This is a genomic window from Sodalis sp. RH14 (genome assembly GCF_047324285.1).
Taxonomy (GTDB): domain Bacteria; phylum Pseudomonadota; class Gammaproteobacteria; order Enterobacterales; family Enterobacteriaceae; genus Acerihabitans.
Window position 1 is genome coordinate 5,408,706 of sequence record NZ_CP178739.1, and the last position, 26,592, is coordinate 5,435,297.

A 26,592-nucleotide genomic window follows, 5' to 3' on the forward strand; every position below is an offset into this window, starting at 1 on the left:
CAGAAAAAAATCAATTCAAAATCGGCAACATTGTTAAACCATTATTAAACCTTGAGTTGAAACAAGCCACTGCTGGGGAATTATAATTTCACGGGCTAAGCTATATATCGCCGAAAAGTCGGCCTGATGAAAGAAAAGTGAAATTATTAATCTATTCCGCGGAAAATAATAAAACAACCACCAAAGATCCAGCATGAATAATATATATGACAAGGCTGACTGATGAGGTTGATATTCATCAAGTTCATCAGCGAAATACTGGTAAGCGCAAAGGACGCCAGTAATTGAGAAATAGTGTCAGATCAGTGATGAGCCCCGCAATATTTTTTGTTCTTTTATTATGCAAACTATTTTCCTCCCGCAAGATCAAGGAAACTGCCTGTGACATAGGAAGCCTCATCAGACAATAACCATGCGATAGCCTGAGCCACTTCTTCTGGCTGGCCGCCGCGTTGCATCGGCAAATTACCTTTAACACGATCCACCCGTTTTGGCTCGCCGCCATCGGCGTGCATTTCGGTGTAAATAAAGCCGGGGCGCACGGCGTTAACGCGAATTCCCTGGGCCGCGACCTCCAGGGACAGGCCAATGGTTAACGTATCAATGGCGCCTTTCGAAGCGGCATAATCCACATATTCATGGGGTGAACCGAGCCGTGATGCCGCCGAGGATACGTTAACGATGGCTCCCCCCTGGCCGCCATGGCGATGCGCCATCCGTTTAACCGCTTCCCGGGCGCAGATAAAGCTGCCGCTGACATTGGTGGCAAACAGGGTGGCAAGCCGTGTTGCATCCAACTGTTCGATAGAGGCTTGAGGCATCAGCATTGCCGCGTTATTGACCAACCCGGTAATGGGGCCAAGCTGTTTATCTATTTGCCTGAACAGTTCCACCACCTGTTCTTCCTGGGCGATATCTACCTGAACCGCAATGGCATTCCCGCCGCCATGGCGAATGTCATCGATAACCGCTTGCGCACTGGCTTCACGGGTATGATAGCCAATACAAACCTGGTGTCCTTTGCTGGCGAGGCATAATGCCGTAGCCCGGCCGATGCCGCGATCGCCGCCGGTTATCAGGGTAATTTTATTTTTCATATGCTGTGTATCCGGTCGTAAGTGGAGCGTCACGATAGCGTTTCCGCGCCAAGGGGGGTGCCCGGTCAGGTAAGCACCCAACATTTATCAGACTGAACAGCTGAAAGCAATGGGCAGTAAACAAGCCAATGTGGCCCTGATGGCGATGGCTCAGCCGTCAATATTAAAATGTTATGTGATAGCGTCTGGCTGAGATCGGGGTATTGATGTCACGCTTCCAGCGGGGAAAACGATTGCTATCGCGCTTTCAAAAAGTTTTCTCTCATTGAGTCCGACACCACAATGAAGAAATCCGCCCTGATGACGGATTTTGATAACGTGGCACGTATCTTTATCCTGCCATCTCCACTTCTATTATAAACTTTATCACTTCGGCGATACATATCCAGCACGGCGCTTTCAGTTCATCGGCAAGATAGCTCACCACGTCGAACAGCAACCCTGTGAGGATGTGCTCTATTTTAACGGTGGTAAACAAACAACCTGAATTCTCGACCGCTGTCTCTATTTCTTTATGAAATGTCGTCATTCTGTATGCTATATTTAGCAATATAAACTTTAGTGTATCACGGAGTATGCAAAATGAGAGTATTCCGGGTAGAGCAGGCATTGAAGAAACTGGGCCGCGATATACAGGATGCGCGCAAACGCCGCCGCATAAGTACCTCGCTGATGGCTGAGCGAATCGGTATCACCCGCGCCACGCTCAGCAGGCTTGAGGCCGGCGATGCAAAAGTGTCAATGGGGAGTTATGCAATAGCGCTGTATGTGCTTGGTAAGTTGGATCAGTTGGAAAACATCATAGACCGGACTCAGGATCCACTCGGGCTGGATTTGATGGATGATGAGTTGCCCGTCCGTATCCGCACACGGAGAACAGAATGAAGAGCATTAACGTCACCATTGACTGGCAAGATAACGCGCGACTTGTCGGCCAACTGGACGTGTATGTCGCCAGAGGCACGGAACGTTATCAATTTACCTATGCGGCAGACTGGGCCAGGAACGGATTCGCCATTGATCCGGCGCTGGAGCTTATCCCCAGAACACCTTATGTAGATAATAAGCTGTGGGGCGCATTCCAGGATATTTCCCCTGATAGATGGGGGCGCCTAGTCCAGACCAGGGTCAACAACCGCCATCTGTCCGAGTGCGATTTTCTCCTTGGCGTCAGCGATTATATGAGAATGGGGGCGTTACGCCTCAGCGATGCCGCACAGCCAGACGTTTTTTTAGCGGATAACCATGACGTGCCAAAACTGGTCAATTTGCGGGAACTGGAAGCCGCCGTTCACCGCTTTGAAGCCGGGCGGGAAAGCGCGTCAGATCTGGCTATGATTGCGCAACCCGGTTCTTCTCTGGGGGGCGCTCATCCCAAAGCCTCGGTGGAAGACAAGCATAAGCTGTGGCTGGCGAAGTTTCAAAGCAATACCGACACAGAACGCGTATCACTCTGGGAAGCCACCATGCTGGGTCTCGCAAGAAAAGCGGGTATTCGCACCGCGCATCACCGGGTTTTGAATGCCGGTGGTGACAGACCAGTGCTTCTGGTGGAGCGTTTTGACCGCCTGGACGGTAAACGCATCCCCTTTATTTCCGCCATGACGTTACTGGAACGTAACGAAAATAATAAAGAAGGCGCCAGCTATATTGAAATTGCGGATGCTCTCACCCATTACTCATCGCGACCCGGGGCAGACCGGCTGGAACTGTTTAGCCGTATGATCTTTAATGCCATGACGGGCAACATTGATGACCATCTGCGTAATCATGGTTTTTTACGCGAACCACAAGGTTGGCGGCTTTCTCCAGCTTACGATATCAATCCGACAACGGAACATTTTGCGCGCCGTAATCATAACTTGTCATTCGATGGTGAGCGCTCCAAACCCTCTCTGGACACCTGTCTGGCGCTAGCTGAATTTTTCGATGCTGGGAAAGCTGAAGTTAACGCAGCGTTGACCAAGATTGCCCAAGCAGTTTCACAATGGCGAAATATAGCGAAAGGCAATGGTCTGCGAGGCGAGGAAATTATGCGAATGGAAAGGTCGTTTGAACATGACGATACAGAGCGATTGTTGCGTTATTTGCCCTCACGGTGACAGTATTGAACGTCCCAGGCGCTTTTGTATGCCGCTATTTCTAGCCTTTCCCTGTGCAATCTAAGTCCTGGCCTAGGGCTCAGGATTTTTTCTACAATATTAACACGCGGTAAGGGCGAGTTCCTTTATTCAGGATATTCCGCTTTCCCCAGCCATCTCCCCCTCTGCGATAAATTTCACACCATGGACGGTACGTATCCAGCGCGGCGCTCTCAACTCATCGGCAAAATAACTGACCAGTTCAAACAGCAATCCGGTGAGGGTGTGCTCCATTTCCGGTAATAGCGCCCGGTCTATCAGGATTCGCGCCTGCGCCTGGCAATATTCGCAAAGCTGCTCGGCGTCAGGTTCAAAGCGGGGCGAGGTCACCGGGAAATCATCCACGGTCAGGCTTTCAATCAAGTGAGGCGGGATTGGGTCGTTCAGCGTGGGTTGCAACTGGGCAAGGCATTCGGCAAGCCGTGCGCTAAGCGCCTGCCGGCGTGTGGTATCGCTACTTTCACGCAGGGTTTCAGCGAACTGTTCGCAATGCCCGGCGAGCACGGTGAAATCCGTGGTTGAACGGAAGGGGACAGAAAGTAATGCATGAGTTTGGGTTGGGATCGTAGCCATAAGGCAGCCTCCACTAAGTGATATTCATAAACCACCACTGAATTACCTGAATTACGTAATTTCAGGGTGAGCTGAATTCACGACATCAAAATACGCATAAGCGTCAAATGCCGCCACTAGGTTTTGTATCAGGGAGACCAATCCCAGCGCCTGATTTGCAGGCGCAAAAGCACGATATAATGGCGGGCGACTATCCGCCATGCCTTTCGCCGTGAGTATCATTATCGTCGAGGGCCGTCTCAAAATTGAACGCTATATTGCACGTTATTACGTTTAATGAATCATGGGTTATACATTATTCATAGCCTGCCGCATCGGCGCAGATTGCGGTCGTAACGTATAAAGACTATCCCAATGGGATCAGCGTCCTGTCTACGGTGTCAGACCGTTGTCAGCAATCTCACGCGCTGAAAAAAAAGCCCCGCGCTTCAGCGCGGGGCCTTGTGAAATATCAGCGACTGTCGCCGGTGGAAGAATCAGCCGGCAACCGCAATGCGCTTCATATCTTTCATATACCCGCGCAGGGTGGCGCCGATAATTTCAATCGGATGGTGGCGAATAGCTTCGTTAACATCGCGCAGCTGCGCATTGTCAATCTCGGCGGCAGGCGCGGCCTTGCCGATATCGCCCGGCTGCAGGCTGTCCATAAAGTTGGCTTTCAGCAGCGGCACGGCGGCGTTGGCGAACAGGTAGTTGCCGTATTCGGCGGTATCGGAAATCACCACATTCATTTCATACAGGCGCTTGCGCGCCACGGTATTGGCGATCAGCGGCAGCTCATGCAGCGATTCGTAGTACGCCGATTCGGCGATGATACCGGAGCGGGTCATGGTTTCAAACGCCAGCTCCACGCCGGCCTTGGCCATGGCTATCATCAGCACGCCGTGGTCGAAATATTCCTGCTCGCTGATTTTGCCTTCAAACTGAGGGGCGTTTTCAAACGCCGAGGCGCCGGTCTCTTCGCGCCAGGTCAGCAATTTCACGTCGTCATTAGCCCAGTCTTCCATCATGCCGCTGGAGAAGGCGCCGGTGATGATGTCGTCCATATGTTTTTCGAACAAAGGCTGCATCAGGGCTTTTAACTGCTCGGACAAGGCAAAGGCGCGCAGCTTGGCGCTATTGGACAAACGGTCCATCATCAGCGTAATGCCGCCTTGCTTAAGCGCTTCGGTGGTGGTTTCCCAGCCGAACTGCACCAGTTTCCCGGCGTAGGCCGGGTCGATGCCGTCCGCGACCATTTTATCGAAGCACAGTAGCGAGCCGGCCTGCAGCATGCCGCACAGGATGGTCTGTTCGCCCATCAGGTCGGATTTTACCTCGGCGACAAACGATGACGCCAGGACGCCGGCGCGATGGCCGCCGGTAGCGGCCGCCCAGGCCTTGGCCAGCGCCATGCCTTCACCCTGCGGGTCGTTTTCCGGATGTACCGCAATCAGGGTCGGCACGCCGAAACCGCGTTTGTACTCTTCGCGCACTTCGGTGCCGGGGCATTTGGGCGCCACCATGATAACAGTGATGTCTTTACGGATTTGCTCGCCCACCTCGACGATGTTAAACCCATGGGAGTAGCCCAGCGCCGCGCCTTTTTTCATCAGCGGCTGCACGGCCTGCACCACGACCGAATGCTGTTTGTCCGGCGTCAGGTTGACCACCAGATCGGCCTGCGGGATCAGTTCTTCATAGGTACCGACCTTAAAGCCGTTTTCGGTGGCCTTGCGCCAGGACGGGCGCTTCTCGTCAATGGCCGCCTTGCGCAGCGCGTAGGAAATATCAAGTCCGGAATCACGCATGTTCAGGCCCTGGTTCAGCCCCTGCGCCCCGCAGCCGATAATGACCACTTTTTTACCTTTCAGGTAGCCCGCTTCATCGGCGAATTCATCCCGGGCCATAAAGCGGCATTTACCCAACTGCTCCAGCTGCTGGCGCAGGTTCAGGGTGTTAAAATAGTTAGCCATGGTGCTACTCCGTAATAGGGTATGGTACTTCTGGTATAAGGGTTCCCGCCGGACGGGAATAGGATGTTTGCCACTATAAAGCAGGAATCGTGTTGCTTAAATTGATATATTAACAATCTGATATTGCATATTGTGCAACGTGCGCGCTGCGCATGGAAAAAGCGGTTTAAAGGTGCTGCCCCTATGGATCTGCGCGATCTTAAATTGTTCCTTCACCTCGCGGAAAGCCGCCATTTCGGCCGCACCGCGAAAGCGACCCACGTTAGCCCTTCGACGCTGTCGCGCCAGATCCAGCGTCTGGAGGAAGACGTGGGACGGGTCTTGTTCCTGCGCGACAACCGCACGGTACAGCTTACCGATGCCGGCGAGCAGTTGAAGATTTTTGCCCAGCAGACGCTGCTGCAGTACCAGCAGCTGTCCCATCGCCTGGGCCAGCACGGCCCGTCGCTTAGCGGCGAACTGCGGCTGTTCTGCTCGGTTACCGCCGCCTATAGCCACCTGCCGCCGATCCTCGACCATTTCCGCGCCCGGCATCCGTTGGTGGAAATAAAACTGACCACCGGCGACCCCGCCGACGCCGTGGAAAAAGTGCAGTCCGGCGACGCCGATTTAGGCATTGCCGGCCATCCCGAAATCCTGCCGGCCAGCATTGATTTTACTCCGATCGGCGCAATACCGATGATCCTGATAGCCCCGGCCCTGCCCTGCCCGGTACGCGCGCAGGCGCTGGTCGCCACGCCGGACTGGTCGCATATCCCCTTTATCTTACCGGAGCACGGTCCGGCGCGCCGCCGTATCGATCACTGGTTTCGCGCCAACCGCCTCGCCAATCCGCAGATTTACGCCACCGTCGCCGGGCACGAGGCCATTGTTTCCATGGTGGCGCTCGGCTGCGGCATTGCGCTGATCCCCTCGGTAGTAGTAGACAACAGCCCCGAACCGGTGCGCAACCGCGTGCAGATTGTCGAGCACGGTACGCCGGTAGAACCGCTGGAATTAGGGGTATGCGTACAGCGCAAACGCTTGCAGGAACCGTTGATTGAAGCGTTCTGGCAACTGCTGGAACGTTAAGGGGCAACGCAGCCAGGGTGCAATGGCCTGGTTAATGGCGGCGAAGCGCCATTGCTGAATTTTTTCGACGGTAGCGCCCTTCCGGCAGGAGCCGCTTAAGATCGTTGCGCTATAGCGGCCCGGAACGCCGGGACGGGACGCTACCCATCCCGGCGCCGGGAAGCATGCCCGTTATCCTGGTTGCCGGCCAGGCCGGGATGCCCGGTTATCCTTGCAGAAAGAAGCGGAAAGCCGGATTTTGGGTTTCGTCGTGGCATTCATAACCCAGCGCGGACAGGTGGCGGTCAAACTCCGGCTCCTGCTCGCCCAGCTCGAAACCCGCCATGACGCGACCGTAATCGGTGCCGTGGCTGCGGTAATGGAACAGGGAAATATTCCAATGCGTCCCCAAAGTATGCAGGAATTTCAACAGCGCGCCCGGCGATTCCGGGAATTCAAAACTGTACAGGCGTTCGCGCAGCGGTTTCGACGGGCGTCCGCCCACCATATAACGCACGTGCAGCTTGGCCATCTCGTCGTCGGACAGATCCACCACCTGGTAGCCGCCGGCGGTCAGCTCGCTTAAGATCTCATCGCGCTCCACGCGTCCCCGGGTCAGGCGCACGCCGACAAAAATGCAGGCGTTATCCGCGTCGGCGTAGCGATAGTTAAACTCGGTTACCGCGCGGCCGCCCAGCAGCTGGCAAAATTTCAGGAAACTGCCCTTCTGCTCGGGAATGGTCACCGCCATCAGCGCTTCGCGCTGCTCGCCAAGCTCGCAGCGCTCGGAAACATAACGCAGGCCGTGGAAATTGACGTTGGCGCCGGACAGCACATGGGCCAATCGTTCGCCCCGGATATTATGCTGCTGAATATATTTTTTCATGCCCGCCAGCGCCAGCGCGCCCGCGGGTTCCGCTATCGCCCGCACGTCCTCGAACAGATCCTTGATTGCCGCGCAGATGGCGTCGCTGTCCACGGTAATCACGTCATCCAGGTACTCGCGGCATAAGCGGAACGTTTCGTCGCCGATACGCCTGACCGCCACGCCTTCGGCGAACATACCGACCCGGGGGAGGTCCACCGGTTCGCCGGCCTTGAGCGCCGCGCACAGGCAGGCGGATTCCTCGGCCTCCACGCCGATCACCTGAATCTGCGGCATCAGGTGCTTGATCAGCACCGCTACGCCCGCGGCCAGGCCGCCGCCGCCCACCGGTACAAAAATGCGGTCCAGATGCGCGTCCTGCTGCAGCAGTTCCATCGCCAGCGTACCCTGGCCGGCGATCACCGCCGGATGGTCGAACGGCGGCACGAAGGTGTAATTACACTCGCGCGCCAGCTCGATAGCCTTGGCCTTGGCCTCGTCGAAATTGGCGCCATAGAGAAAGGCTTCGCCGCCGAAACTGCGCACGGCGTCCACCTTGATATCCGCCGTGGCAACCGGCATCACGATCAGCGACTTGATGCCAAGCCTGGTCGCGGAGAGCGCCACGCCCTGGGCATGATTGCCCGCCGAGGCGGTCACCACGCCATGGGCTTTTTGCTCTTCATTGAGGCCGGAAATCATCGCATAGGCGCCGCGCAGCTTAAAGCTGTGCACCGGCTGCCGGTCTTCCCGCTTTACCAGGACGGTATTGTCCAGGCGCGCGGAGAGTTTTTCCATGACTTGCAACGGGGTGACCTGGGCCACCTCGTATACCGGCGAACGCAGCGTGGCGCGCAGGTACTCCGCCGCGCAGGGCGCGGCGGGCAACGGTAGGGAGTCGGCCATGACCGTTAGCCTCCCAGCTTGCTTTTATCGCGCACTGCGCCCTTATCGGCGCTGGTGGCGAGCAAGGCGTAGGCCCGCAGGGCAAAGGACACCTGACGCTGGCGATCCACCGGTTTCCAGGCGTCCGCGCCGCGTGCCGTCTGTCTTTCCCGCCGGGCGGCCAGTTCGCTGTCCGCCACGGCCAGCGCGATGCTGCGCTCATGGATGTTGATGTCGATAATATCGCCGTCCTGTACCAGTCCGATCAGGCCGCCGCTGGCGGCTTCAGGCGAAACATGGCCGATGGACAGGCCGGAGGTGCCGCCGGAAAAACGGCCGTCGGTAATCAGCGCGCACTGCTTGCCCAACCCCATGGATTTCAGGTAGGTGGTGGGATACAGCATTTCCTGCATGCCCGGCCCGCCTTTGGGTCCTTCGTAACGGATGACCACCACGTCGCCGGCCACCACTTTGCCGCCCAGGATGGCCTCGGTGGCGGCTTCCTGGCTTTCATACACTTTAGCCGGGCCGCTGAAGATCAGGCTGCCCTTATCCACGCCGGCGGTTTTGACGATACAGCCGTCTTCGGCGATATTGCCGTACAGCGTCGCCAGCCCGCCGTCCTGGCTATAGGCGAACTCGCGGGAGCGGATACAGCCTTCCTGACGGTCGGTATCCAGGGACGGCCAGCGGCAGTCCTGCGAGAACGCCTTGGTGGTGCGGATGCCGGCAGGGCCGGCGGAATACATGCTTTTCACTTCCGCGTCTTCGGTCAGCATCACATCATACTGTTGCAGCGTTTCCGGCAGCGTCAGCCCGAGGATATTGCCGACCTCGCGGTTCAGCAGGCCCGCGCGGTCCAGTTCGCCCAGGATGCCCCAGACGCCGCCGGCGCGGTGGACGTCTTCCATATGGTATTTCTGTGTGCTTGGCGCCACCTTGCACAAATGCGGCACCCGGCGCGATAAACGGTCGATATCGGCCATGGTGAAATCCACGTCCCCTTCCTGCGCCGCCGCCAGCAGATGCAGTACGGTATTGGTGGAGCCGCCCATGGCGATATCCAGCGTCATGGCGTTTTCAAACGACGCTTTACAGGCAATGCTGCGCGGCAGCGCGCTTTCATCATCCTGTTCATAATAGCGCTTGGTCAGTTCGACGATGCGCTTGCCGGCATTGAGAAACAGCTGACGCCGGTCGGCATGGGTGGCAAGCAGCGAACCATTGCCAGGCTGGGACAGGCCCAGGGCTTCGGTCAGGCAGTTCATGGAGTTGGCGGTAAACATGCCGGAACAGGAGCCGCAGGTGGGACAGGCGGAACGTTCGATCTGGTTGCTGTCGGCATCGGACACGTTCGGATTGGCGCCCTGGATCATAGCGTCAATCAAATCGAGCTTGATAATTTTATCGGACAGCTTGGTCTTGCCGGCCTCCATCGGGCCGCCGGAGACAAATATCACCGGGATATTCAGGCGCAGCGCCGCCATCAGCATCCCCGGGGTGATTTTATCGCAGTTGGAAATACAGACCATGGCGTCGGCGCAGTGGGCGTTGACCATATACTCCACCGAATCGGCAATCAGCTCGCGCGACGGCAGGGAATACAGCATGCCGCCGTGACCCATGGCGATGCCGTCGTCCACCGCGATGGTATTGAATTCTTTCGCCACGCCGCCGGAGGCTTCAATCTGCTCGGCAACCAGTTTACCCAAATCGCGCAGGTGCACATGGCCCGGCACAAATTGGGTAAAGGAGTTGACCACGGCGATAATCGGCTTGTCGAAATCATCGTCGGTCATGCCGGTGGCGCGCCATAAGGCACGGGCGCCGGCCATATTGCGGCCGTGGGTGGTGGTAGCGGAACGATACTTTGGCATGCTCAATACTCCAGTTAATCTTTTGGCAGGCGGTTAACCCGCCTGCTGTTAAAAACCTATAGTTTTAGTTATTGACCGGGTCCAGCCAGCCCCATTTATCTTCGGTCTCGCCGGTGAACAGGCCGAAAAACGCCTGTTGCAGCTGTTTGGTCACCGGACCGCAGCGGCCGATGCCCACCTGGATGCCGTCAACGCTGCGCACCGGGGTGATTTCCGCCGCGGTGCCGGACATAAACACTTCGTCGGCCAGATAAAGCGATTCACGGGAAAGCACTTGCTCGCGCACTTCGAGACCGCGATCTTTCGCCAATTTGATGATGGCGTCGCGGGTAATGCCCGGCAGGGCGGAAGAGGTGAACGGCGGCGTAAACAGGATGCCTTCCTTCACTTCAAACAGGTTTTCCCCCGCGCCTTCGGAAACATAACCGTGGACATCCAGCGCGATGCCTTCCTGATAGCCGTGGCGGCGGGCTTCGCTGCCCACCAGCATGGAAGAAAGATAGTTACCGCCGGCCTTGGCCGCGGTCGGGATGGTATTGGCCGCCACGCGGTTCCATGACGACACCATGGCGTCGATGCCCTGATCCAGCGCGTCTTCGCCCAGATAGGCGCCCCAGGGGAACGCGGCGATAATCACATCGGTGGTATAACCGGCCGGCGGGTTAACGCCCATGCCCACGTCGCCGACAAACACCAGCGGACGGATATAGGCGCTGACCAGCTTATTCTTGCGCAGCACTGAACGGCAGGCTTCCATCAGGTCATCAACACTGTGGCTTACCGGCATACGGTAGATCTTGGCCGAATCATGCAGGCGTTGCATATGTTCACGATGGCGGAACACCACCGGCCCTTTATGCGAGTCGTAGCAACGGACACCTTCGAAGACTGACGATCCATAATGCAGCGCATGGGACATCACATGGACCTTGGCCTCCGCCCATGGAACCATCTCGCCGTTGAACCAAATAAAATCAGCTTTCTTCGTCGTCATTTTCTTTTCCTTACTCGTGCCTTAGGCGCGTATTTGTTGTGATGTCAATTGCTGGATCTCGACACAGGCGACATCCATAAGTTTACTTAATTGTGAAGACAGTAAATCGACCGGGCGAATGCTTGCAACCGTCAATTGAATATTTATACATTCCGGATTGATCTGCGGCGTCATATTTAATGCGCAAACCCGGAATCCGCGGTGGCGCACCACGCGCAGGACGCGTTCCAGGATTTCCGGACGGGAACGCGCCTCGATAGAAAGCTGATGTTGCATCATGATAATTTCTCCAGCATGGTTTCATTGCCGGCGCCGGGCGGCACCAGTGGCCAGACATTTTCGTTTTCGTCGATGGAGACATGCAGCAGGTAGGGGCCCTGGTGGGAAAACATGGCGTCAAAGGCGGCATCGATCTGGTCTTTTCGGGTAATTCGTTGGCCGGGGATATCAAACGCGCTGGCCAGGATGAGAAAATCGGGGTTATCTGTCAGGGTGGTCTCGCTATAGCGTCCGTCGAAAAACAGTTGTTGCCACTGTCGGACCATGCCTAATCGCTGATTGTCGATCAAGACGATTTTCAGCGGCAGCCGTTTTCGCTTGATGGTGGTCAATTCCTGGACATTCATCATAAACGAGCCGTCGCCGGAGACACAGACCACGGTGTCATCGGGACGCGCCACCTGGGCGCCGACCGCGGCCGGCACGCCGAAACCCATGGTGCCCAGGCCGCTGGAGGTGATGAAGTTCTCCGGACGGGTGAAGCTCATATGCTGGGCGGCCCACATCTGGTGCTGTCCGACGTCGGTGGTGATCACGGTATTATCCGGTACCCGCCGGGAAAGCGCGTTCAGCAATGCCGGCGCGTAAATAGCCTCGCCCGGATGATCGTAACGCCAGCGGTATTCCGATTTCAGCGCCTGGGTTTCACGACGCCAATCGTCAATCGACAGCGCCTGCGCCAGGGCGGGAAACAGCTGGTTTAAATCACCCTGCAACGCCACGTGGGGCTGACGCAGTTTACCCAGTTCCGCCGGGTCGATATCCAGATGGATCACTTTGGCGTGGGGCGCAAAGGAATTCAGCCGGCCGGTAACCCGGTCGTCAAAACGGGCGCCGACCGCCATAAGCAAATCGCAGGACTGCACCGCCAGGTTGGCCGCCTGGTTGCCGTGCATGCCCAGCATGCCCAGGTAACAGGGATCTTCACGGTCAGGCGCGCCCAGGCCTTTCAGGGTCGCCACGCTCGGGATGCCGGTGCGATGAATGAAATCACGCAAGGCCGGCACCGCGCGCGCCATGCCGACGCCGCCGCCCACATACAGCATGGGTTTGCGCGCCAGGCGCAGCAGGTCGCGGGCCGCCGCCACATCCCCCTGGACGGCCCCGTCCTGACTGTCCATGGCGACCAGATGCGGGCTGAGTTCGCCGGTGGCCAGCTGGATATCCTTGGGGATATCGATCAATACCGGCCCCGGACGCCCGCTGGTGGCGACGGCGAAGGCCTCGGCCATGATGGCCGGCAGTTCGTCCAGGCTTTCCACCAGGAAACTGTGTTTGGTGCAGGCCAGGGACAGCCCGAGCACGTCGATTTCCTGGAACGCGTCGGTGCCGATAAGCGCCGAGCCGACCTGGCCGGTAATGGCCACCAGCGGCACGGAGTCCAGCAGGGCATCGGCCAGGCCGGTGATGAGATTGGTCGCCCCGGGGCCGGAGGTGGCGATACAGACGCCGACTTTACCGGTAGCTCGCGCATAGCCAATCGCCGCCATGGCCGCTCCCTGTTCATGCCGGCATAGGAGATGTTCCACCCCGCCGTCAAAGAGCGCATCGTATACCGGCATGATGGCGCCGCCGGGATAACCGAAAACCATATCCACACCCTGTGCGCGCAACGCTGACACTACCCACTGAGCACCGTTCATAGTTAGTTCCCCGCCTGTCTGCGCTGGGAACAGGATTTTATGCTGTTAATCATTTTTCTGTTCCTTATTCATAATATATCTTGGTGGCCATAAAAAAGTGCCAAAAAAAAACCCCCGTCCTTTCGGTGCGGGGGTTTTCTTGAGATTTAAGCTTGTTTAATAAGCTTTTCTTCGTCCAAGTGCAGCCCCGCACGGTGGGATAATAATCACCACCACGCTAATCACGACTAGGCTTATCACTTGGACAAAGGCTTTCATAAATAGGGTTTCATCACTTCTGGTCGAATGAATACCTACAGAGTTATCACAGTAAATGGGGTTATGACAATCTTTTTTATTATTTTCGCTGGGATCGCGCGGCGGCGAAAATTCTAAATAGACCGTTTTTCAATAATTTGATGAGTCATGAATATTTTTCATCTTCGGCGGCCTTCTCCCCCGCCACGCTCTCTTCTCTGCACAGGATTAACCTTGGGGCGCCGCCGCGCACGGCTGCGAAGCACGGCAAACGCCGAAATTTTTTTACGGGCCGTTCCGCAGGGCGGGAGCCTGCCCCTGGGCTGCAGGCGCAAAGCGGGCATGATAAGGGCCGATGCCGTCATCGCGGGTGCGGCATCCCGGATGGTGATGGAGGATGGGCATGTCCCTTGCGTTAATTTATACCCGGGCGTCGATCGGCGTCCAGGCGCCATTGATTTCAGTGGAGGCCCATATCAGCAAAGGTCTGCCCGGCTTTACCCTGGTGGGGTTGCCTGACGCGACGATAAAAGGGGCGCGCGATCGGGTACGCAGCGCGCTGCTGAACAACGGTTTCGATTTTCCCGCCCGGCGGATAACCGTCAGCCTGGCGCCGGCCGATCTGCCCAAGGAAGGCGGGCGCTATGATTTGCCTATTGCGCTGGCGATCCTGGCCGCGTCGGAACAAATTGCCGCCGATAAGCTCGCTTGCCATGAATTTCTCGGCGAACTGGCGCTGTCCGGCGAACTGCGGCCGGTGCAGGGCGCCATTCCGGCGGCGCTGGCGGCACAACAGGCCGGGCGGCGTCTGATCCTGTCCAGCCATAACAGCGGCGAGGCGGCCCTGATACCGGATAGCCGCGTGCTGGTCGCCGGGCATCTGCGCGATGTATGCGCCTTCCTGCAGGGCGGCGCCGAACTCAATGCCGTGCCGGGCCAGGACCCGACGCCGCCGGCATACGACGGCGCCGATCTCAGCGACATCACCGGCCAGCCGCAGGCCAAACGCGCCCTGGAAATCGCCGCCGCCGGCGGGCATAACCTGCTGCTTATCGGTCCGCCGGGCACCGGCAAGACCATGCTGGCCAGCCGGCTGCCGGGGTTGATGCCCCCCTTAAGCGATGCGGAGGCCGTAGAGACCGCCGCGCTGATCAGTCTGATGAGCGCCGGGGCCGCCCGCCGGCATTGGCGCCAAAGACCGTTTCGCGCCCCGCATCACAGCGCCTCGATGGCGGCCCTGGTCGGCGGCGGTTCCCTACCCCGGCCCGGCGAGATATCCCTGGCCCATAACGGGGTGTTATTCCTGGATGAGCTGCCGGAGTTCCAGCGCCGGGTGCTGGACGCGCTGCGCGAACCGCTGGAAGCGGGTGAAATCGTTATCTCCCGCGCCCAGGCCAAGGTACAATACCCGGCGCGTTTCCAACTGGTGGGCGCCATGAACCCCAGTCCGTCCGGCGATTACCAGGGCGTCCACGGCCGCAGCGGCCTCGCGCAGACCCTGCGTTACCTGAACCGGTTATCCGGCCCCTTCCTGGATCGTTTTGACCTGTCCATCGAGGTGCCGCTGCTGCCGCCGGGAATGCTGCGCCGGCAGAACCCTGCGGGCGAGACCAGCGCGATGGTGCGCGCCAGGGTGCAAGCGGCGCGCGACATCCAGCTGCGGCGCGGCCGGAAAATCAATGCGTATCTCAATAACCAGGAAGTTGCATTATATTGCCGGCTTGCTGAAGAGGACGCGGTTTTCCTGGAAGAGGTGATGGAAACGCTGGGTTTGTCGGTACGCGCCTGGCACCGGACGCTCAAGGTTGCCCGAACGCTGGCGGATTTGGCGGGCGCGGCCGAAATACAGCGCGATCATCTGGCGGAGGCCGTCAGCTATCGCACCATTGATCGTCTGCTGCAACAGCTTTGGCGGCACATGGAATAACTTGGGGCCGCAGCCCCATGCCGGGATTAATCTTCGCTGTCGGTATAGTCTTCCACCACGTCCATCTGCGGCTTGCCGCCGGATAAGGTATGGAAGCGCTTGGGACGACGAATGTGCTCGATATACTTGAACCACACTTTTTCGTGCTCGGTGGAAGGCTCGCGCTGACCCTGGCATACCGCGACAAATTGCGTCTCTTCATCGGTAACCGGTTCGCGCTTGCCGCTGTCCAGATCGTTGTAGGCATGCCCATAGCGCTCCAGCAGCTGGGCTTCCCGAATGGTGAAATGACCATGCCGGGAAAAGCCACGCGGGTAATTTTTGTTATCAAAATAACGATTGGTACTAGAAAAGCTGTCCGCCATCTTAAGCGCTCCCCATCCTTTCATAAGCCGTACTGTTTATGGCGCGGAGTATTAGATAGGCTTGACTTTCTGTAAAACAAAACATTTAAATCGTTACGATAAAAATTTCTGGAGATGGGCGTGGATACGGAATTACTGAAAACCTTTTTGGAAGTTAGCAGGACCCGCCACTTTGGTCGCGCCGCGGAAGCGCTTTATTTAACGCAGTCGGCGGTGAGCTTCCGCATTCGTCAATTGGAAACGCAATTGGGCGTCAGTTTATTTACCCGGCACCGCAATAATATCCGTCTGACGCCTGCGGGAGAAAGCCTGTTGCCTTATGCGGAAAACCTGATGTCCACCTGGCAACTGGCCAAAAAAGAGGTGACCCGATCGCTGCAGCATAGCCTGTTATCCATCGGCGCCACCGCCTCGCTGTGGGAGGCCTGGTTGGGGCAATGGCTGCACGTGTTATACCTGCAGCGCCCCACCCTGCAGATAGAAGCCCGCATAGCGCAGCGCCACGCGCTGATAAGCCAGCTGCATGAGCGCCAGCTGGATTTGCTGATCAGCACCGAAGCGCCGAAGATGGAGGAGCTGACCTGTCAGTTGCTGGGGAATTTTTCGTTGTCGCTGTTTACCGCCTCGGCACCTCCCGAAACGGGGGATCGGCCTTATATCCGTCTGGAATGGGGGGCCGATTTCCATACCCATGAAAGCCGGCTGCTGGTGAATAACCCCCTGCCGGTCATGAGCACCACCTCGGCCCTGCTGGCCCGCAGCCTGCTGCCGACCACCGGGGCATGCGTATTTTTACCCAGCCATTGGGGCGAGTTATATCCCGACCTGGCCGCCATCGCCGATATCCCTCCCCTGGTCAGGCCGCTCTATGCCGTATGGCTGCAAAACAGCGATCAGCGCACCCAGATACGGCAGCTGTTGAAAACACCGGTCATTTAAGCCTGTGAAGCCCGTCACGTCCCTGGCGGCCATCAGGACGAGCCATCCCCCGGGTAGCCGGCCGCGGGTGCCTTATGAGCCTGCTGTTGGCTTTCCGCCGGGATGCCGGTGCGGGGAATACTGGTGACCTTGGCATTTTGCTTATTCTCCCACAGCGAGTTCAGCAGCCGTTGCAAGGCGATAAACGCAAACAGCAGGATGCCGATGACGATTTTGGTCCACCAGGAACTCAGGGTGCCGTCAAAGTTGATATAGGTCTGGATAAGCCCCTGGATCATGACGCCGAACAAGGTGCCGAACACCGTGCCGATGCCGCCGCTCAACAGCGTGCCGCCGATCACCACCGAGGCGATGGCGTCGAGTTCCACGCCCATGCCGGCCAACGCGTAGCCGGCCGAGGTGTAAATCGAAAACACAATGCCCGCAAGCGTCGCCAGCCCCGTGGACAGCATATAAATACGAATCGTGGTGCTGCGGGTCGATACCCCCATCAGGTTGGCGGCCGTCGCATTGCCGCCGATGGCGTACACCTGATTGCCGAACTGCGTATACCGCGCCAGCAGGATGCCGAACACCATCACCAGCAGCATCAGCACCCCCATGGCGCTAAGACGTCCGCCGCCGGGCATTTGCCAGGCGAGGCCCGAGAGGGTTTCATAGATCGGATGGTCGATGGGCAGGGACTCTTCCGACACCAGGTAACTGGCGCCGCGCAGGAAAAACATGCCGGCCAGGGTAATGATAAACGCCGGGATTTTTAATGTATCGATAAGCCAGCCCATAAACGCGCCGAATCCGCAGCCCATGATCAAGATCAGCGGAAACGCGACCAGCGGCGACAGATGATAATCGCCGATCACGCGCGCCAGGAAGACGCCGGTAAACGCGATAACCGACCCCACGGAAAGATCGATGCCGCCGGAAATAATCACAAAAGTCATGCCGACGGCGATAATGCCCAAGAACGCGTTATCCGTCAGGATATTGCAGATAACCCTGGTGGAGGCGAAACCGGGAAAACGGCTCAGGCAAAACAAATAACCGACAATAAATACCGCGATGGTAATGACCAGGGGAAGGTTACGTTTAAGCATGGCGACGGCTCCTGCGAATAAAAGCGATAAAGCTGGAGGACTGCATGACCAGCACGCAAAGCACCACCACGGCTTTCACCACCTGGTTAAGCTCCGGCTGGAAGCCCGACAGCAAAATGCCGGTATTCATCCCCTGGATAATCAGCGCCCCCAGGATTGACAGAAACAGGTTAAAACGCCCGCCCATCAGCGAGGCCCCGCCGATCACCACCGCCAGAATAGCGTCCAGTTCCAGCCACAGGCCGGCATTGTTGGCATCCGCGCCACGAATGTCGGCGGTGACGATCAGTCCGGCGACCGCGGCGCACAATCCGCTCAGGATGTAAGTGGACATGACGATAACCCGTGTCTTCACCCCCGCATTCTTGGCTGCGCGGATATTGATGCCCACCGCCTCGATAAACAATCCCAGGGCGGTTTTGCGCGTCAGCAGCCAGGCCAGTACCAGCGTAATCAGGGTAATAAACACCGGCACGGGGAAATAGAACAGCGAGCCGCTGCCGATCCAGGACAGCGACGGATTGTTGAAAGTAATGATCTGGCCTTCGGTCACCAGCTGCGCCACGCCGCGCCCGGCCACCATCAGGATAAGCGTTGCCACGAAGGGCTGTATTTTCAGCAGCGCCACCAGGACGCCGTTCCATAAACCCGACAGCACGCCCACGCCCAGGGTCGCCAGGATGATAACCGTCAGGCTATAGCCCTGTACGGTTAACGTCGCGGTCACCGCGCCGGCGATGGCCATGACGGCGCCCACCGACAGGTCGATCCCCCCGGTGGCGATAACCAGCGTCATGCCGATGGACAGCAGGGCGACCGGCGCACAGCGATTTAAGATATCAATGAGACTGCCGAACAACCGTCCATCCTGGATATGGATGGAGAAAAAATTATTGGCGACAATACTGTCAACCACTAACACAACCACCAACGCGGCCAGCTGCGGCATTCCCACCGGCCAGCGTTTGGCGACAACGACTTTAGTATCGGATGACATTGAACCAGACATAACAGTCACGCTCCTTAGGCGGCAATGGCATTCATAATGGCGCTCACCGATAGCTTATCGAGCGGAATATCCGCGATATGTTTCCGGTCGCGCAGAATAACAACCCGGTCGGCATAACCCACCAGTTCTTCAAGCTCTGAGGAGATAACCAGCAGGGCCAGCCCATCGGCGCACAAGGATTCGATTAAACGGATGATTTCGGCATGGGCGCCCACATCAATGCCCCGCGTCGGTTCGTCCAGGATCAGGAACTGCGGTTTGGTCAGCAGCCAGCGCGACAGCAGCACCTTTTGCTGATTGCCGCCGGACAGGAACTCAATCGGCTGCTCGGCGCTGGGCGTGCGGATATCCAGTTGGCGGATAAAACGCTCGGCAATGTTATTTTGTTCCTTGCGCGGGATGGGCCGCAGCCATCCGCGCTGTACCTGCAGGGCCAGGATAATATTTTCCCGCACCGAGGCGGCGGCGATAATGCCGTCTGTTTTACGATCTTCCGGACAGAAGCCCAGTCCCAGCTTTCCCGCCTGGTTGGGCGAACGGATCACCCGCTCGGTGCCCTTGATCCAGGCGGTGCCCGAATCCGCCGGGCGAATGCCGAAAATCACTTCGGCGGTTTCGGTACGCCCCGACCCCAGCAATCCGGCAAGCCCGACGATCTCGCCCGGTCTGACCTCCAGATCAAAGGGAGCGATCGTGCCTTTCTTGCCATAACCGGCAAAGGCCGCCACCGGCTTTTCGCTATGCAGGGTACGGCCGGCGCGCTGCAAGGCATGCTCATCCAGTTCACGACCCAGCATCATCTTGATCAATTCAATATGGGGCAATTCGCGGGTATAACGCGTGCCGACAAACTCGCCGTTGCGCAGCACGGTGATGCGATCGGTAATTTTATAGACCTGGTCGAGAAAGTGGGTCACAAAGATCAGGCTGATACCCCGGTCGCGCAGCTGGCGCATAATGGTAAACAGCATCTCGACTTCGTTGGCGTCCAGGCTGGCGGTCGGCTCATCCAGGATCAGCACCTTGGCCGACAGATCCACCGCCCGGCAAATGGCCACGATCTGCTGCATCGCCACGGAAAAATGCCCCAACGGCTCCGTTACGTCCAGCGCAAAACCATAACCCGCCAGTAAGATTTCCGCGCGGCGATTAACCTCTTTACGATCGATAAAACCAAACCGTCGCGGTTCGCGACCGATAAATAAATTATCCGCCACCGACAGATTCGGCAGCAGATTGACTTCCTGGTACACGGTGCCGATGCCAAGCTCTTGCGCATGGGCGGTATTCTTGGGATGAATATCTTGTCCATCCAGGTTAATCGTACCGCCGTCACGTTGGTAAACACCGGTTAACGCTTTGATAAGGGTTGATTTCCCCGCGCCATTCTCGCCGAGCAATCCCATGATTTCGCCGCGATTGAGAGTTAACGACACGTTGTTTAACGCTTTTACGCCGGGAAAGGTTTTGCTTAGGCCGGTAATGTTGAGTAATACATCATCATGACTATCGATAATACCCACGGTAAATCCTCCTAAAGACGTAGCCGGATAAACACGCTATCAGTACCGTTACACCCCGACCCTGTGCCCCGGTATTGAAGGTTAACGGTCATTATTGGGGTAAAAGAAATGGATGCTATTCGCCAGCTACCAATGCGCCTGGAGTGCATGCAAACAACAGGGTAGAGATGCGCCCTGGCGGCTGGGGTCTTGGCGCCAAAACCCCAATCCCAGGGACGCGTTTACAACATATTTCTTTTTGCGCCGATCCAGGTCGCTCCCTGGCTACGCGGACGCAGGCTTAATCCCCATCGCTGCCGGCAGGATCCCCTGAGCTTTAGTAACCCATGCCGCTTTTCTTATCCAATTGGGCCTGGGCATCGGCCGGCAGGAACAGTTTGCTTTCCGTCTTGATGATTTTGGTGGGCTTGGTGCCGTCTTTTTTGTATTTCGCCAGGGCGTCAAACGCCGGTCCGGCCATATTCGGCGTTAACTCCACATTGGCGTTGGCCTCGCCCGCAAGCATGGCTTTATAGATATCCGGAACGCCGTCGATGGAGCCGGTAAGAATATCTTTACCCGGTTTCAGGCCGGCTTCTTTAATGGCCTGGATGGCGCCGATCGCCATATCGTCGTTATGGGCAAAGACCATACAGATATTTTTGCCGTTGTTTTCGGCCTTGATAAAGCTTTCCATGACCTCTTTCCCTTTGCTGCGGGTAAAGTCACCGGACTGGGAACGAATGATTTTGATGTTATGCGCCTTGGCAATGGCGTCGGCAAAACCTTTCTTACGGTCGATGGCGACGCTTGCACCCACGGTTCCCTGCAATTCCACCACATTACAGGGTTTATCGCCCACGGTCTTGACCAGCCAGTCGCCAATCAATTGGCCTTCAAGCACGTTATCGGCGGTAACCACCGTTAAATAGAGAGAATCATCTTTCACTTTAATGGCCCGGTCGAGCAGGAATACCGGGATCTTGGCGCTCTTGGCTTCCTGCAGTACCGGCTCCCAACCCGTCTGAACTACCGGCGCGATAAAGATGGCATCGACGCCTTGGGCAATAAATGAACGGACCGCCTTAATCTGGTTTTCTTGTTTTTGCTGCCCGTCGGCAATTTTTAAGGTAATGCCGCGCTTCTGGGCTTCACTTTTCGCCACCGACGTTTCCGCCGCGCGCCAACCCGATTCAGAACCCACTTGCGAAAAACCGACGGTCAACGACTCGGCAAAAGCCACTGAAGACATGGCGACAGAAATGGCGGACACTAAAAGTAAACGCTTCCACATAGTCATCATCCTCTTATAATCATAAAATGTGCTGGTATCATTAGTTTGATAGCAATAATAAAACTAAACAAAAAACCGCTTTTTTATATCGGGGCGCATCACACTTTTGATAAATAAGAGCCGGGTCTAACAGCAACTTCTTTATTTAAATCTGTAGCTTATGGATATATTTTTGTCCAGTCCCAGAGAGTATGACGACATAATTGCTTTATTAATAAGCAATTACACGCCATCTGTTTTTTTTGCTTTACCCGTAACATGGGCGCGGCTATGTATAAATCAGCTGGTGTTTTTTATGTCTTCATCAGAAGAGAGAGGGTGTATTTAACGATGGTGCGCAGGGTGGGATTGTGGCATTTTTCCGATAACTAGAATTACCATAGCTGAATCAATTTTTTTATATGGATAATTTTGCTTTTATCTTTCAGCCGCGCGGTGCAGCTATTCCCAGCGGGCAACGAGAAAAATTGTGGGCAGGATGGCGTTAAACCGGCCAAGAGTTATTTAATAAATACCCGGATAAAAATGCTGGCAGGATTATTTATCCCCAATATTTATTAGGACAATGAAGCCCATTTCTGTAATGAGTCACCGCACACTGCCGGTCGTCAAAAAAACGTCCGGGAAATATAATCGAAGATTGCGTTATTGAGTGAAAACGAGCAAATAAAGCGCGTTTTAACGCCCAATAGTCCCAACGCCAGGGGATGGACTGCGTTGCGTTTACAGTAATGCAGACGAAAAAAGCCCCTCGCGTAAGCGAAGGGCTTTTTTTTTATCTGGCAGGGGCGGAGAGACTCGAACTCCCAACACCCGGTTTTGGAGACCGGTGCTCTACCAATTGAACTACGCCCCTAAATAGGGTGGCGGTGCGGACGGGACTCGAACCCGCGACCCCCGGCGTGACAGGCCGGTATTCTAACCGACTGAACTACCGCACCACGATTCGGTACTACACCCAAACATAACATTTGCGGGGTCAACGCCTGTTAAAACCGTTTGCGGTGCTTGACCAACGCCTTTCGCTTCGCTCAAGGTATTGGTCTTAATGGATGCCTGGCAGTTGATGCCTGACTGCGTCAGGCCCCCTTCGGGCCGCCGCAAGCGGCGTTCAACAGGCTCCGCCTGTTGTCCTGCTCTCTTACTCGAGTAGCGAACTGCCAGGGTTACTTCACAACGCCTCTCGCTTCGCTCAAGGTATTGGTCTTAATGGATGCCTGGCAGTTCCCTACTCTCGCATGGGGAGACCCCACACTACCATCGGCGCTACGGCGTTTCACTACTGAGTTCGGCATGGGGTCAGGTGGGACCACCGCGCTAGTGCCGCCAGGCAAATTCGTTTACCAACCGTCATCCTGCTACTGATGACCATCGGCCTTTATCCGGAACTTCGCTGAAAATTCTCTCGCCGCCCCTTGGGACGACGCTCTCTTCGCGTCAAACACTTTAGGTGTTGTAAGGTTAAGCCTCACGGGTCATTAGTATCGGTTAGCTCAACGCATCGCTGCGCTTACACACCCGACCTATCAACGTCATCGTCTTTAACGTCCCTTCAGGTGACTTAAAGCCACAGGGAAGACTCATCTCGAGGCAAGTTTCCCGCTTAGATGCTTTCAGCGGTTATCTCTTCCGCACGTAGCTACCGGGCAATGCCATTGGCATGACAACCCGAACACCAGTGGTGCGTCCACTCCGGTCCTCTCGTACTAGGAGCAGCCCCTCTCAATCTTCCAACGCCCACGGCAGATAGGGACCGAACTGTCTCACGACGTTCTAAACCCAGCTCGCGTACCACTTTAAATGGCGAACAGCCATACCCTTGGGACCTACTTCAGCCCCAGGATGTGATGAGCCGACATCGAGGTGCCAAACACCGCCGTCGATATGAACTCTTGGGCGGTATCAGCCTGTTATCCCCGGAGTACCTTTTATCCGTTGAGCGATGGCCCTTCCATTCAGAACCACCGGATCACTAAGACCTGCTTTCGCACCTGCTCGAGCCGTCACTCTCGCAGTCAAGCTAGCTTATGCCTTTGCACTAACCTCACGATGTCCGACCGTGATTAGCTAACCTTCGTGCTCCTCCGTTACTCTTTAGGAGGAGACCGCCCCAGTCAAACTACCCACCAGACACTGTCCTCGACCCGGATTACGGGCCGGAGTTAGAACATCAAACATTAAAGGGTGGTATTTCAAGGTTGGCTCCATGCAGACTGGCGTCCACACTTCAAAGCCTCCCACCTATCCTACACATCAAGGCTCAATGTTCAGTGTCAAGCTATAGTAAAGGTTCACGGGGTCTTTCCGTCTTGCCGCGGGTACACTGCATCTTCACAGCGAGTTCAATTTCACTGAGTCTCGGGTGGAGACAGCCTGGCCATCATTACGCCATTCGTGCAGGTCGGAACTTACCCGACAAGGAATTTCGCTACCTTAGGACCGTTATAGTTACGGCCGCCGTTTACCGGGGCTTCGATCAAGAGCTTCTCCTTGCGGATAACCCCATCAATTAACCTTCCGGCACCGGGCAGGCGTCACACCGTATACGTCCACTTTCGTGTTTGCACAGTGCTGTGTTTTTAATAAACAGTTGCAGCCAGCTGGTATCTGCGACTGGCTTCAGCTCGGGGAGCAAGTCCCTCCACCTAATGCCAGCGTGCCTTCTCCCGAAGTTACGGCACCATTTTGCCTAGTTCCTTCACCCGAGTTCTCTCAAGCGCCTTGGTATTCTCTACCTGACCACCTGTGTCGGTTTGGGGTACGATTCGATGTGACCTGGAGCTTAGAGGCTTTTCCTGGAAGCGTAGCATCAATTCCTTCACCACCGTAGTGGCTCGTTATCACGCCTCAGTGTTGAATGAAAAAGCGGATTTACCTGCTCTTTCCACCTTCACGCTTAAACCGGGACAACCGTCGCCCGGCGAACCTAGCTTTCTCCGTCCCCCCTTCGCAGTCACACCCAGTACAGGAATATTAACCTGTTTCCCATCGACTACGCCTTTCGGCCTCGCCTTAGGGGTCGACTCACCCTGCCCCGATTAACGTTGGACAGGAACCCTTGGTCTTCCGGCGAGCGGGCTTTTCACCCGCTTTATCGTTACTTATGTCAGCATTCGCACTTCTGATACCTCCAGCAGCCCTCACAGGCCACCTTCGCAGGCTTACAGAACGCTCCCCTACCCAACAATACCCGAAGGTATCGCTGCCGCAGCTTCGGTGCATGGTTTAGCCCCGTTACATCTTCCGCGCAGGCCGACTCGACCAGTGAGCTATTACGCTTTCTTTAAATGATGGCTGCTTCTAAGCCAACATCCTGGCTGTCTATGCCTTCCCACATCGTTTCCCACTTAACCATGACTTTGGGACCTTAGCTGGCGGTCTGGGTTGTTTCCCTCTTCACGACGGACGTTAGCACCCGCCGTGTGTCTCCCGTGGTAACATTCTTCGGTATTCGCAGTTTGCATCGGGTTGGTAATCCGGGGTGGACCCCTAGCCGAAACAGTGCTCTACCCCCGAAGATGAATTCACGAGGCGCTACCTAAATAGCTTTCGGGGAGAACCAGCTATCTCCCGGTTTGATTGGCCTTTCACCCCCAGCCACAAGTCATCCGCTAATTTTTCAACATTAGTCGGTTCGGTCCTCCAGTTAGTGTTACCCAACCTTCAACCTGCCCATGGCTAGATCACCGGGTTTCGGGTCTATACCCTGCAACTTAACGCCCAGTTAAGACTCGGTTTCCCTACGGCTCCCCTATTCGGTTAACCTTGCTACAGAATATAAGTCGCTGACCCATTATACAAAAGGTACGCAGTCACCCTGATAAATCAAGGCTCCCACTGCTTGTACGTACACGGTTTCAGGTTCTGTTTCACTCCCCTCGCCGGGGTTCTTTTCGCCTTTCCCTCACGGTACTGGTTCACTATCGGTCAGTCAGGAGTATTTAGCCTTGGAGGATGGTCCCCCCATCTTCAGACAGGATATCACGTGTCCCGCCCTACTCATCGAGCTCACAGCACTTGCACCTTCGGATACGGGGCTATCACCCTGTGTTGCCGGACTTTCCAGACCGTTCTCCTGATGCGAATGCTGATGGTGACTCTGGGCTGTTCCCCGTTCGCTCGCCGCTACTAGGGGAATCTCGGTTGATTTCTTTTCCTCGGGGTACTGAGATGTTTCAGTTCCCCCGGTTCGCCTCAATACGCTATGGATTCACGTAATGATAGTGCAACGAATTGCACTGGGTTTCCCCATTCGGACATCGCCGGCTGATAGCGCTTCATATCAGCTCACCGGCGCATTTCGCGGATTAGCACGTCCTTCATCGCCTCTGACTGCCTAGGCATCCACCGTGTACGCTTATTCACTTAACCTCACAACCCTAAAGTGTCTTCGGAATGGCTGCGAAAGGTCCCCGCCGGTGTTGCGCGGTGCTCGCCATGCTCATGGACATACAGTCCACTCCGCTGGCTGCGCGCCGTGCGCCTTGGCCGGGACTTTCTCGCTCATCCCTCAACAAGGTCACCATCGACACGGCGACCTTATTAGGTTTGCTTGCTTTGAGAGAATCGCATACTGATTTTGCTCAGCATGTTTTTTTTCAAATTTTCAGCTTGTTCCGGATTGTTAAAGAGCATGTATTTCGCAGCATACTCATAAGAGTGTGCTCTGAAATAGACAGCGGGATATGGCGTCCCCTAGGGGGTTCGAACCCCTGTTACCGCCGTGAAAGGGCAGTGTCCTAGGCCACTAGACGAAGGGGACAAAGATAGGATCACGAAGCAGTGCTGCTTCGCAAAAAAAACCATACGAGCTGTTTGCTCATTACAGTTATCAGACAATCTGTGTGGACACTACACAATCTAGTA

General features: G+C 56.3%; 20 protein-coding genes, 3 tRNA genes and 2 rRNA genes. 5 read left to right on the forward strand and 20 right to left on the reverse strand.

Annotated elements, in window-relative coordinates; translation table 11 throughout:
- Positions 1–347 precede the first annotated feature (347 nt).
- Together ACL2XQ_RS24655 and ACL2XQ_RS24660 are read right to left on the reverse strand one after the other, a co-directional pair.
- The gene (locus ACL2XQ_RS24655) at positions 348–1,097 is read right to left on the reverse strand and encodes an SDR family oxidoreductase (RefSeq protein WP_410013126.1); all 750 of its coding nucleotides are present in this window, start codon (positions 1,095–1,097) and stop codon (positions 348–350) included.
- 331 nt (positions 1,098–1,428) lie between these two features.
- Complete coding sequence (locus tag ACL2XQ_RS24660) at positions 1,429–1,626, reverse strand: hypothetical protein (RefSeq protein WP_410013125.1); 198 nt, start codon at positions 1,624–1,626, stop codon at positions 1,429–1,431.
- Between the two features lie 53 nt (positions 1,627–1,679).
- Here ACL2XQ_RS24660 and ACL2XQ_RS24665 point away from each other — a divergent pair, with 53 nt between their 5' ends.
- Together ACL2XQ_RS24665 and ACL2XQ_RS24670 are read left to right on the forward strand one after the other, a co-directional pair.
- Positions 1,680–1,982: a helix-turn-helix transcriptional regulator gene (locus ACL2XQ_RS24665; protein ID WP_410013124.1), complete on the forward strand. Its 303-nt coding sequence runs from the start codon at positions 1,680–1,682 to the stop codon at positions 1,980–1,982.
- On the forward strand, positions 1,979–3,199 hold the full coding sequence (locus tag ACL2XQ_RS24670) for a type II toxin-antitoxin system HipA family toxin (protein WP_413739801.1): 1,221 nt from the start codon (positions 1,979–1,981) through the stop codon (positions 3,197–3,199). Before ACL2XQ_RS24665 ends, ACL2XQ_RS24670 begins: the two co-directional genes overlap by 4 nt.
- A 129-nt stretch (positions 3,200–3,328) precedes the next feature.
- Here ACL2XQ_RS24670 and ACL2XQ_RS24675 read toward each other — a convergent pair whose 3' ends face one another.
- Together ACL2XQ_RS24675 and ilvC are read right to left on the reverse strand one after the other, a co-directional pair.
- Positions 3,329–3,811, reverse strand: a complete 483-nt coding sequence (locus tag ACL2XQ_RS24675) for a hypothetical protein (RefSeq protein WP_413739802.1) — start codon at positions 3,809–3,811, stop codon at positions 3,329–3,331.
- 476 nt (positions 3,812–4,287) lie between these two features.
- Positions 4,288–5,766, reverse strand: a complete 1,479-nt coding sequence (gene ilvC / locus ACL2XQ_RS24680; protein ID WP_410013120.1) for a ketol-acid reductoisomerase — start codon at positions 5,764–5,766, stop codon at positions 4,288–4,290.
- A gap of 183 nt (positions 5,767–5,949) precedes the next feature.
- On the opposite strand from ilvC, the gene ilvY reads away from it, so the two are divergent.
- Positions 5,950–6,837: an HTH-type transcriptional activator IlvY gene (gene ilvY, locus ACL2XQ_RS24685; protein ID WP_410013119.1), complete on the forward strand. Its 888-nt coding sequence runs from the start codon at positions 5,950–5,952 to the stop codon at positions 6,835–6,837.
- A gap of 205 nt (positions 6,838–7,042) precedes the next feature.
- On the opposite strand, the gene ilvA is transcribed toward ilvY, so the two are convergent.
- From ilvA to ilvL, 6 genes are all read right to left on the reverse strand, one after another.
- Positions 7,043–8,587, reverse strand: coding sequence for a threonine ammonia-lyase, biosynthetic (gene ilvA / locus ACL2XQ_RS24690; protein ID WP_410013118.1), 1,545 nt, complete (start codon positions 8,585–8,587; stop codon positions 7,043–7,045).
- A 5-nt stretch (positions 8,588–8,592) separates the two neighbouring features.
- Complete coding sequence (gene ilvD, locus ACL2XQ_RS24695; protein ID WP_410013117.1) at positions 8,593–10,443, reverse strand: dihydroxy-acid dehydratase; 1,851 nt, start codon at positions 10,441–10,443, stop codon at positions 8,593–8,595.
- Between the two features lie 64 nt (positions 10,444–10,507).
- Positions 10,508–11,437 (reverse strand): branched-chain-amino-acid transaminase, encoded by a 930-nt coding sequence (gene ilvE, locus ACL2XQ_RS24700; protein ID WP_410013116.1) that lies wholly within the window; start codon positions 11,435–11,437, stop codon positions 10,508–10,510.
- 21 nt (positions 11,438–11,458) lie between these two features.
- A complete protein-coding gene (ilvM, locus tag ACL2XQ_RS24705) occupies positions 11,459–11,716 on the reverse strand; it encodes an acetolactate synthase 2 small subunit (protein WP_410013115.1) in 258 nt (85 codons plus the stop codon).
- Positions 11,713–13,359, reverse strand: coding sequence for an acetolactate synthase 2 catalytic subunit (ilvG, locus tag ACL2XQ_RS24710; RefSeq protein ID WP_410013114.1), 1,647 nt, complete (start codon positions 13,357–13,359; stop codon positions 11,713–11,715). Before ilvG ends, ilvM begins: the two co-directional genes overlap by 4 nt.
- A gap of 156 nt (positions 13,360–13,515) precedes the next feature.
- On the reverse strand, positions 13,516–13,617 hold the full coding sequence (gene ilvL / locus ACL2XQ_RS24715; protein ID WP_162367070.1) for an ilv operon leader peptide: 102 nt from the start codon (positions 13,615–13,617) through the stop codon (positions 13,516–13,518).
- 382 nt (positions 13,618–13,999) lie between these two features.
- Here ilvL and ACL2XQ_RS24720 point away from each other — a divergent pair, with 382 nt between their 5' ends.
- Entirely contained in the window at positions 14,000–15,523 is a 1,524-nt protein-coding gene (locus ACL2XQ_RS24720; RefSeq protein ID WP_413721635.1) for a YifB family Mg chelatase-like AAA ATPase, read from the forward strand.
- Between the two features lie 26 nt (positions 15,524–15,549).
- Here ACL2XQ_RS24720 and ACL2XQ_RS24725 read toward each other — a convergent pair whose 3' ends face one another.
- Positions 15,550–15,888, reverse strand: coding sequence for a DUF413 domain-containing protein (locus ACL2XQ_RS24725; RefSeq protein ID WP_410013112.1), 339 nt, complete (start codon positions 15,886–15,888; stop codon positions 15,550–15,552).
- A 120-nt stretch (positions 15,889–16,008) separates the two neighbouring features.
- Between ACL2XQ_RS24725 and hdfR the strand changes: the two genes are divergently transcribed.
- On the forward strand, positions 16,009–16,827 hold the full coding sequence (gene hdfR, locus ACL2XQ_RS24730) for an HTH-type transcriptional regulator HdfR (protein ID WP_413739803.1): 819 nt from the start codon (positions 16,009–16,011) through the stop codon (positions 16,825–16,827).
- 32 nt (positions 16,828–16,859) lie between these two features.
- Here hdfR and yjfF read toward each other — a convergent pair whose 3' ends face one another.
- From yjfF to ACL2XQ_RS24775, 9 genes are all read right to left on the reverse strand, one after another.
- Positions 16,860–17,921: a galactofuranose ABC transporter, permease protein YjfF gene (yjfF, locus tag ACL2XQ_RS24735; protein ID WP_410013110.1), complete on the reverse strand. Its 1,062-nt coding sequence runs from the start codon at positions 17,919–17,921 to the stop codon at positions 16,860–16,862.
- A complete protein-coding gene (gene ytfT, locus ACL2XQ_RS24740; RefSeq protein ID WP_413721636.1) occupies positions 17,914–18,930 on the reverse strand; it encodes a galactofuranose ABC transporter, ATP-binding protein YtfT in 1,017 nt (338 codons plus the stop codon). The genes yjfF and ytfT overlap by 8 nt, the downstream gene beginning before the upstream one ends.
- Positions 18,931–18,944: 14 nt before the next feature.
- Positions 18,945–20,447 carry a galactofuranose ABC transporter, ATP-binding protein YtfR gene (gene ytfR, locus ACL2XQ_RS24745; protein ID WP_410016698.1) on the reverse strand — a complete coding sequence of 501 codons (1,503 nt, stop codon included), beginning with the start codon at positions 20,445–20,447 and terminating at the stop codon, positions 18,945–18,947.
- Between the two features lie 322 nt (positions 20,448–20,769).
- The gene (gene ytfQ, locus ACL2XQ_RS24750) at positions 20,770–21,726 is read right to left on the reverse strand and encodes a galactofuranose ABC transporter, galactofuranose-binding protein YtfQ (RefSeq protein WP_410013108.1); all 957 of its coding nucleotides are present in this window, start codon (positions 21,724–21,726) and stop codon (positions 20,770–20,772) included.
- Positions 21,727–22,506: 780 nt separating this feature from the next.
- A tRNA-Trp gene (locus ACL2XQ_RS24755) sits at positions 22,507–22,582 on the reverse strand.
- 8 nt (positions 22,583–22,590) lie between these two features.
- Positions 22,591–22,667, reverse strand: a tRNA-Asp gene (locus tag ACL2XQ_RS24760).
- Between the two features lie 274 nt (positions 22,668–22,941).
- Positions 22,942–23,057, reverse strand: a 5S ribosomal RNA gene (gene rrf, locus ACL2XQ_RS24765).
- 126 nt (positions 23,058–23,183) lie between these two features.
- Positions 23,184–26,097 (reverse strand): 23S ribosomal RNA (locus ACL2XQ_RS24770).
- Between the two features lie 315 nt (positions 26,098–26,412).
- Positions 26,413–26,488: transfer RNA gene (locus ACL2XQ_RS24775), tRNA-Glu, on the reverse strand.
- Positions 26,489–26,592: the final 104 nt, after the last annotated feature.

Coding starts and splice junctions, on each gene's coding strand:
- ACL2XQ_RS24655 (WP_410013126.1), bottom strand. CDS start 1,097: ATGAAAAATAAAATTACCCTGATAACCGGCGGCGATCGCGGCATCGGC.
- ACL2XQ_RS24660 (WP_410013125.1), bottom strand. CDS start 1,626: ATGACGACATTTCATAAAGAAATAGAGACAGCGGTCGAGAATTCAGGT.
- ACL2XQ_RS24665 (WP_410013124.1), top strand. CDS start 1,680: ATGAGAGTATTCCGGGTAGAGCAGGCATTGAAGAAACTGGGCCGCGAT.
- ACL2XQ_RS24670 (WP_413739801.1), top strand. CDS start 1,979: ATGAAGAGCATTAACGTCACCATTGACTGGCAAGATAACGCGCGACTT.
- ACL2XQ_RS24675 (WP_413739802.1), bottom strand. CDS start 3,811: ATGGCTACGATCCCAACCCAAACTCATGCATTACTTTCTGTCCCCTTC.
- ilvC (WP_410013120.1), bottom strand. CDS start 5,766: ATGGCTAACTATTTTAACACCCTGAACCTGCGCCAGCAGCTGGAGCAG.
- ilvY (WP_410013119.1), top strand. CDS start 5,950: ATGGATCTGCGCGATCTTAAATTGTTCCTTCACCTCGCGGAAAGCCGC.
- ilvA (WP_410013118.1), bottom strand. CDS start 8,587: ATGGCCGACTCCCTACCGTTGCCCGCCGCGCCCTGCGCGGCGGAGTAC.
- ilvD (WP_410013117.1), bottom strand. CDS start 10,443: ATGCCAAAGTATCGTTCCGCTACCACCACCCACGGCCGCAATATGGCC.
- ilvE (WP_410013116.1), bottom strand. CDS start 11,437: ATGACGACGAAGAAAGCTGATTTTATTTGGTTCAACGGCGAGATGGTT.
- ilvM (WP_410013115.1), bottom strand. CDS start 11,716: ATGATGCAACATCAGCTTTCTATCGAGGCGCGTTCCCGTCCGGAAATC.
- ilvG (WP_410013114.1), bottom strand. CDS start 13,359: ATGAACGGTGCTCAGTGGGTAGTGTCAGCGTTGCGCGCACAGGGTGTG.
- ilvL (WP_162367070.1), bottom strand. CDS start 13,617: ATGAAAGCCTTTGTCCAAGTGATAAGCCTAGTCGTGATTAGCGTGGTG.
- ACL2XQ_RS24720 (WP_413721635.1), top strand. CDS start 14,000: ATGTCCCTTGCGTTAATTTATACCCGGGCGTCGATCGGCGTCCAGGCG.
- ACL2XQ_RS24725 (WP_410013112.1), bottom strand. CDS start 15,888: ATGGCGGACAGCTTTTCTAGTACCAATCGTTATTTTGATAACAAAAAT.
- yjfF (WP_410013110.1), bottom strand. CDS start 17,921: ATGCTTAAACGTAACCTTCCCCTGGTCATTACCATCGCGGTATTTATT.
- ytfT (WP_413721636.1), bottom strand. CDS start 18,930: ATGTCTGGTTCAATGTCATCCGATACTAAAGTCGTTGTCGCCAAACGC.
- ytfQ (WP_410013108.1), bottom strand. CDS start 21,726: ATGTGGAAGCGTTTACTTTTAGTGTCCGCCATTTCTGTCGCCATGTCT.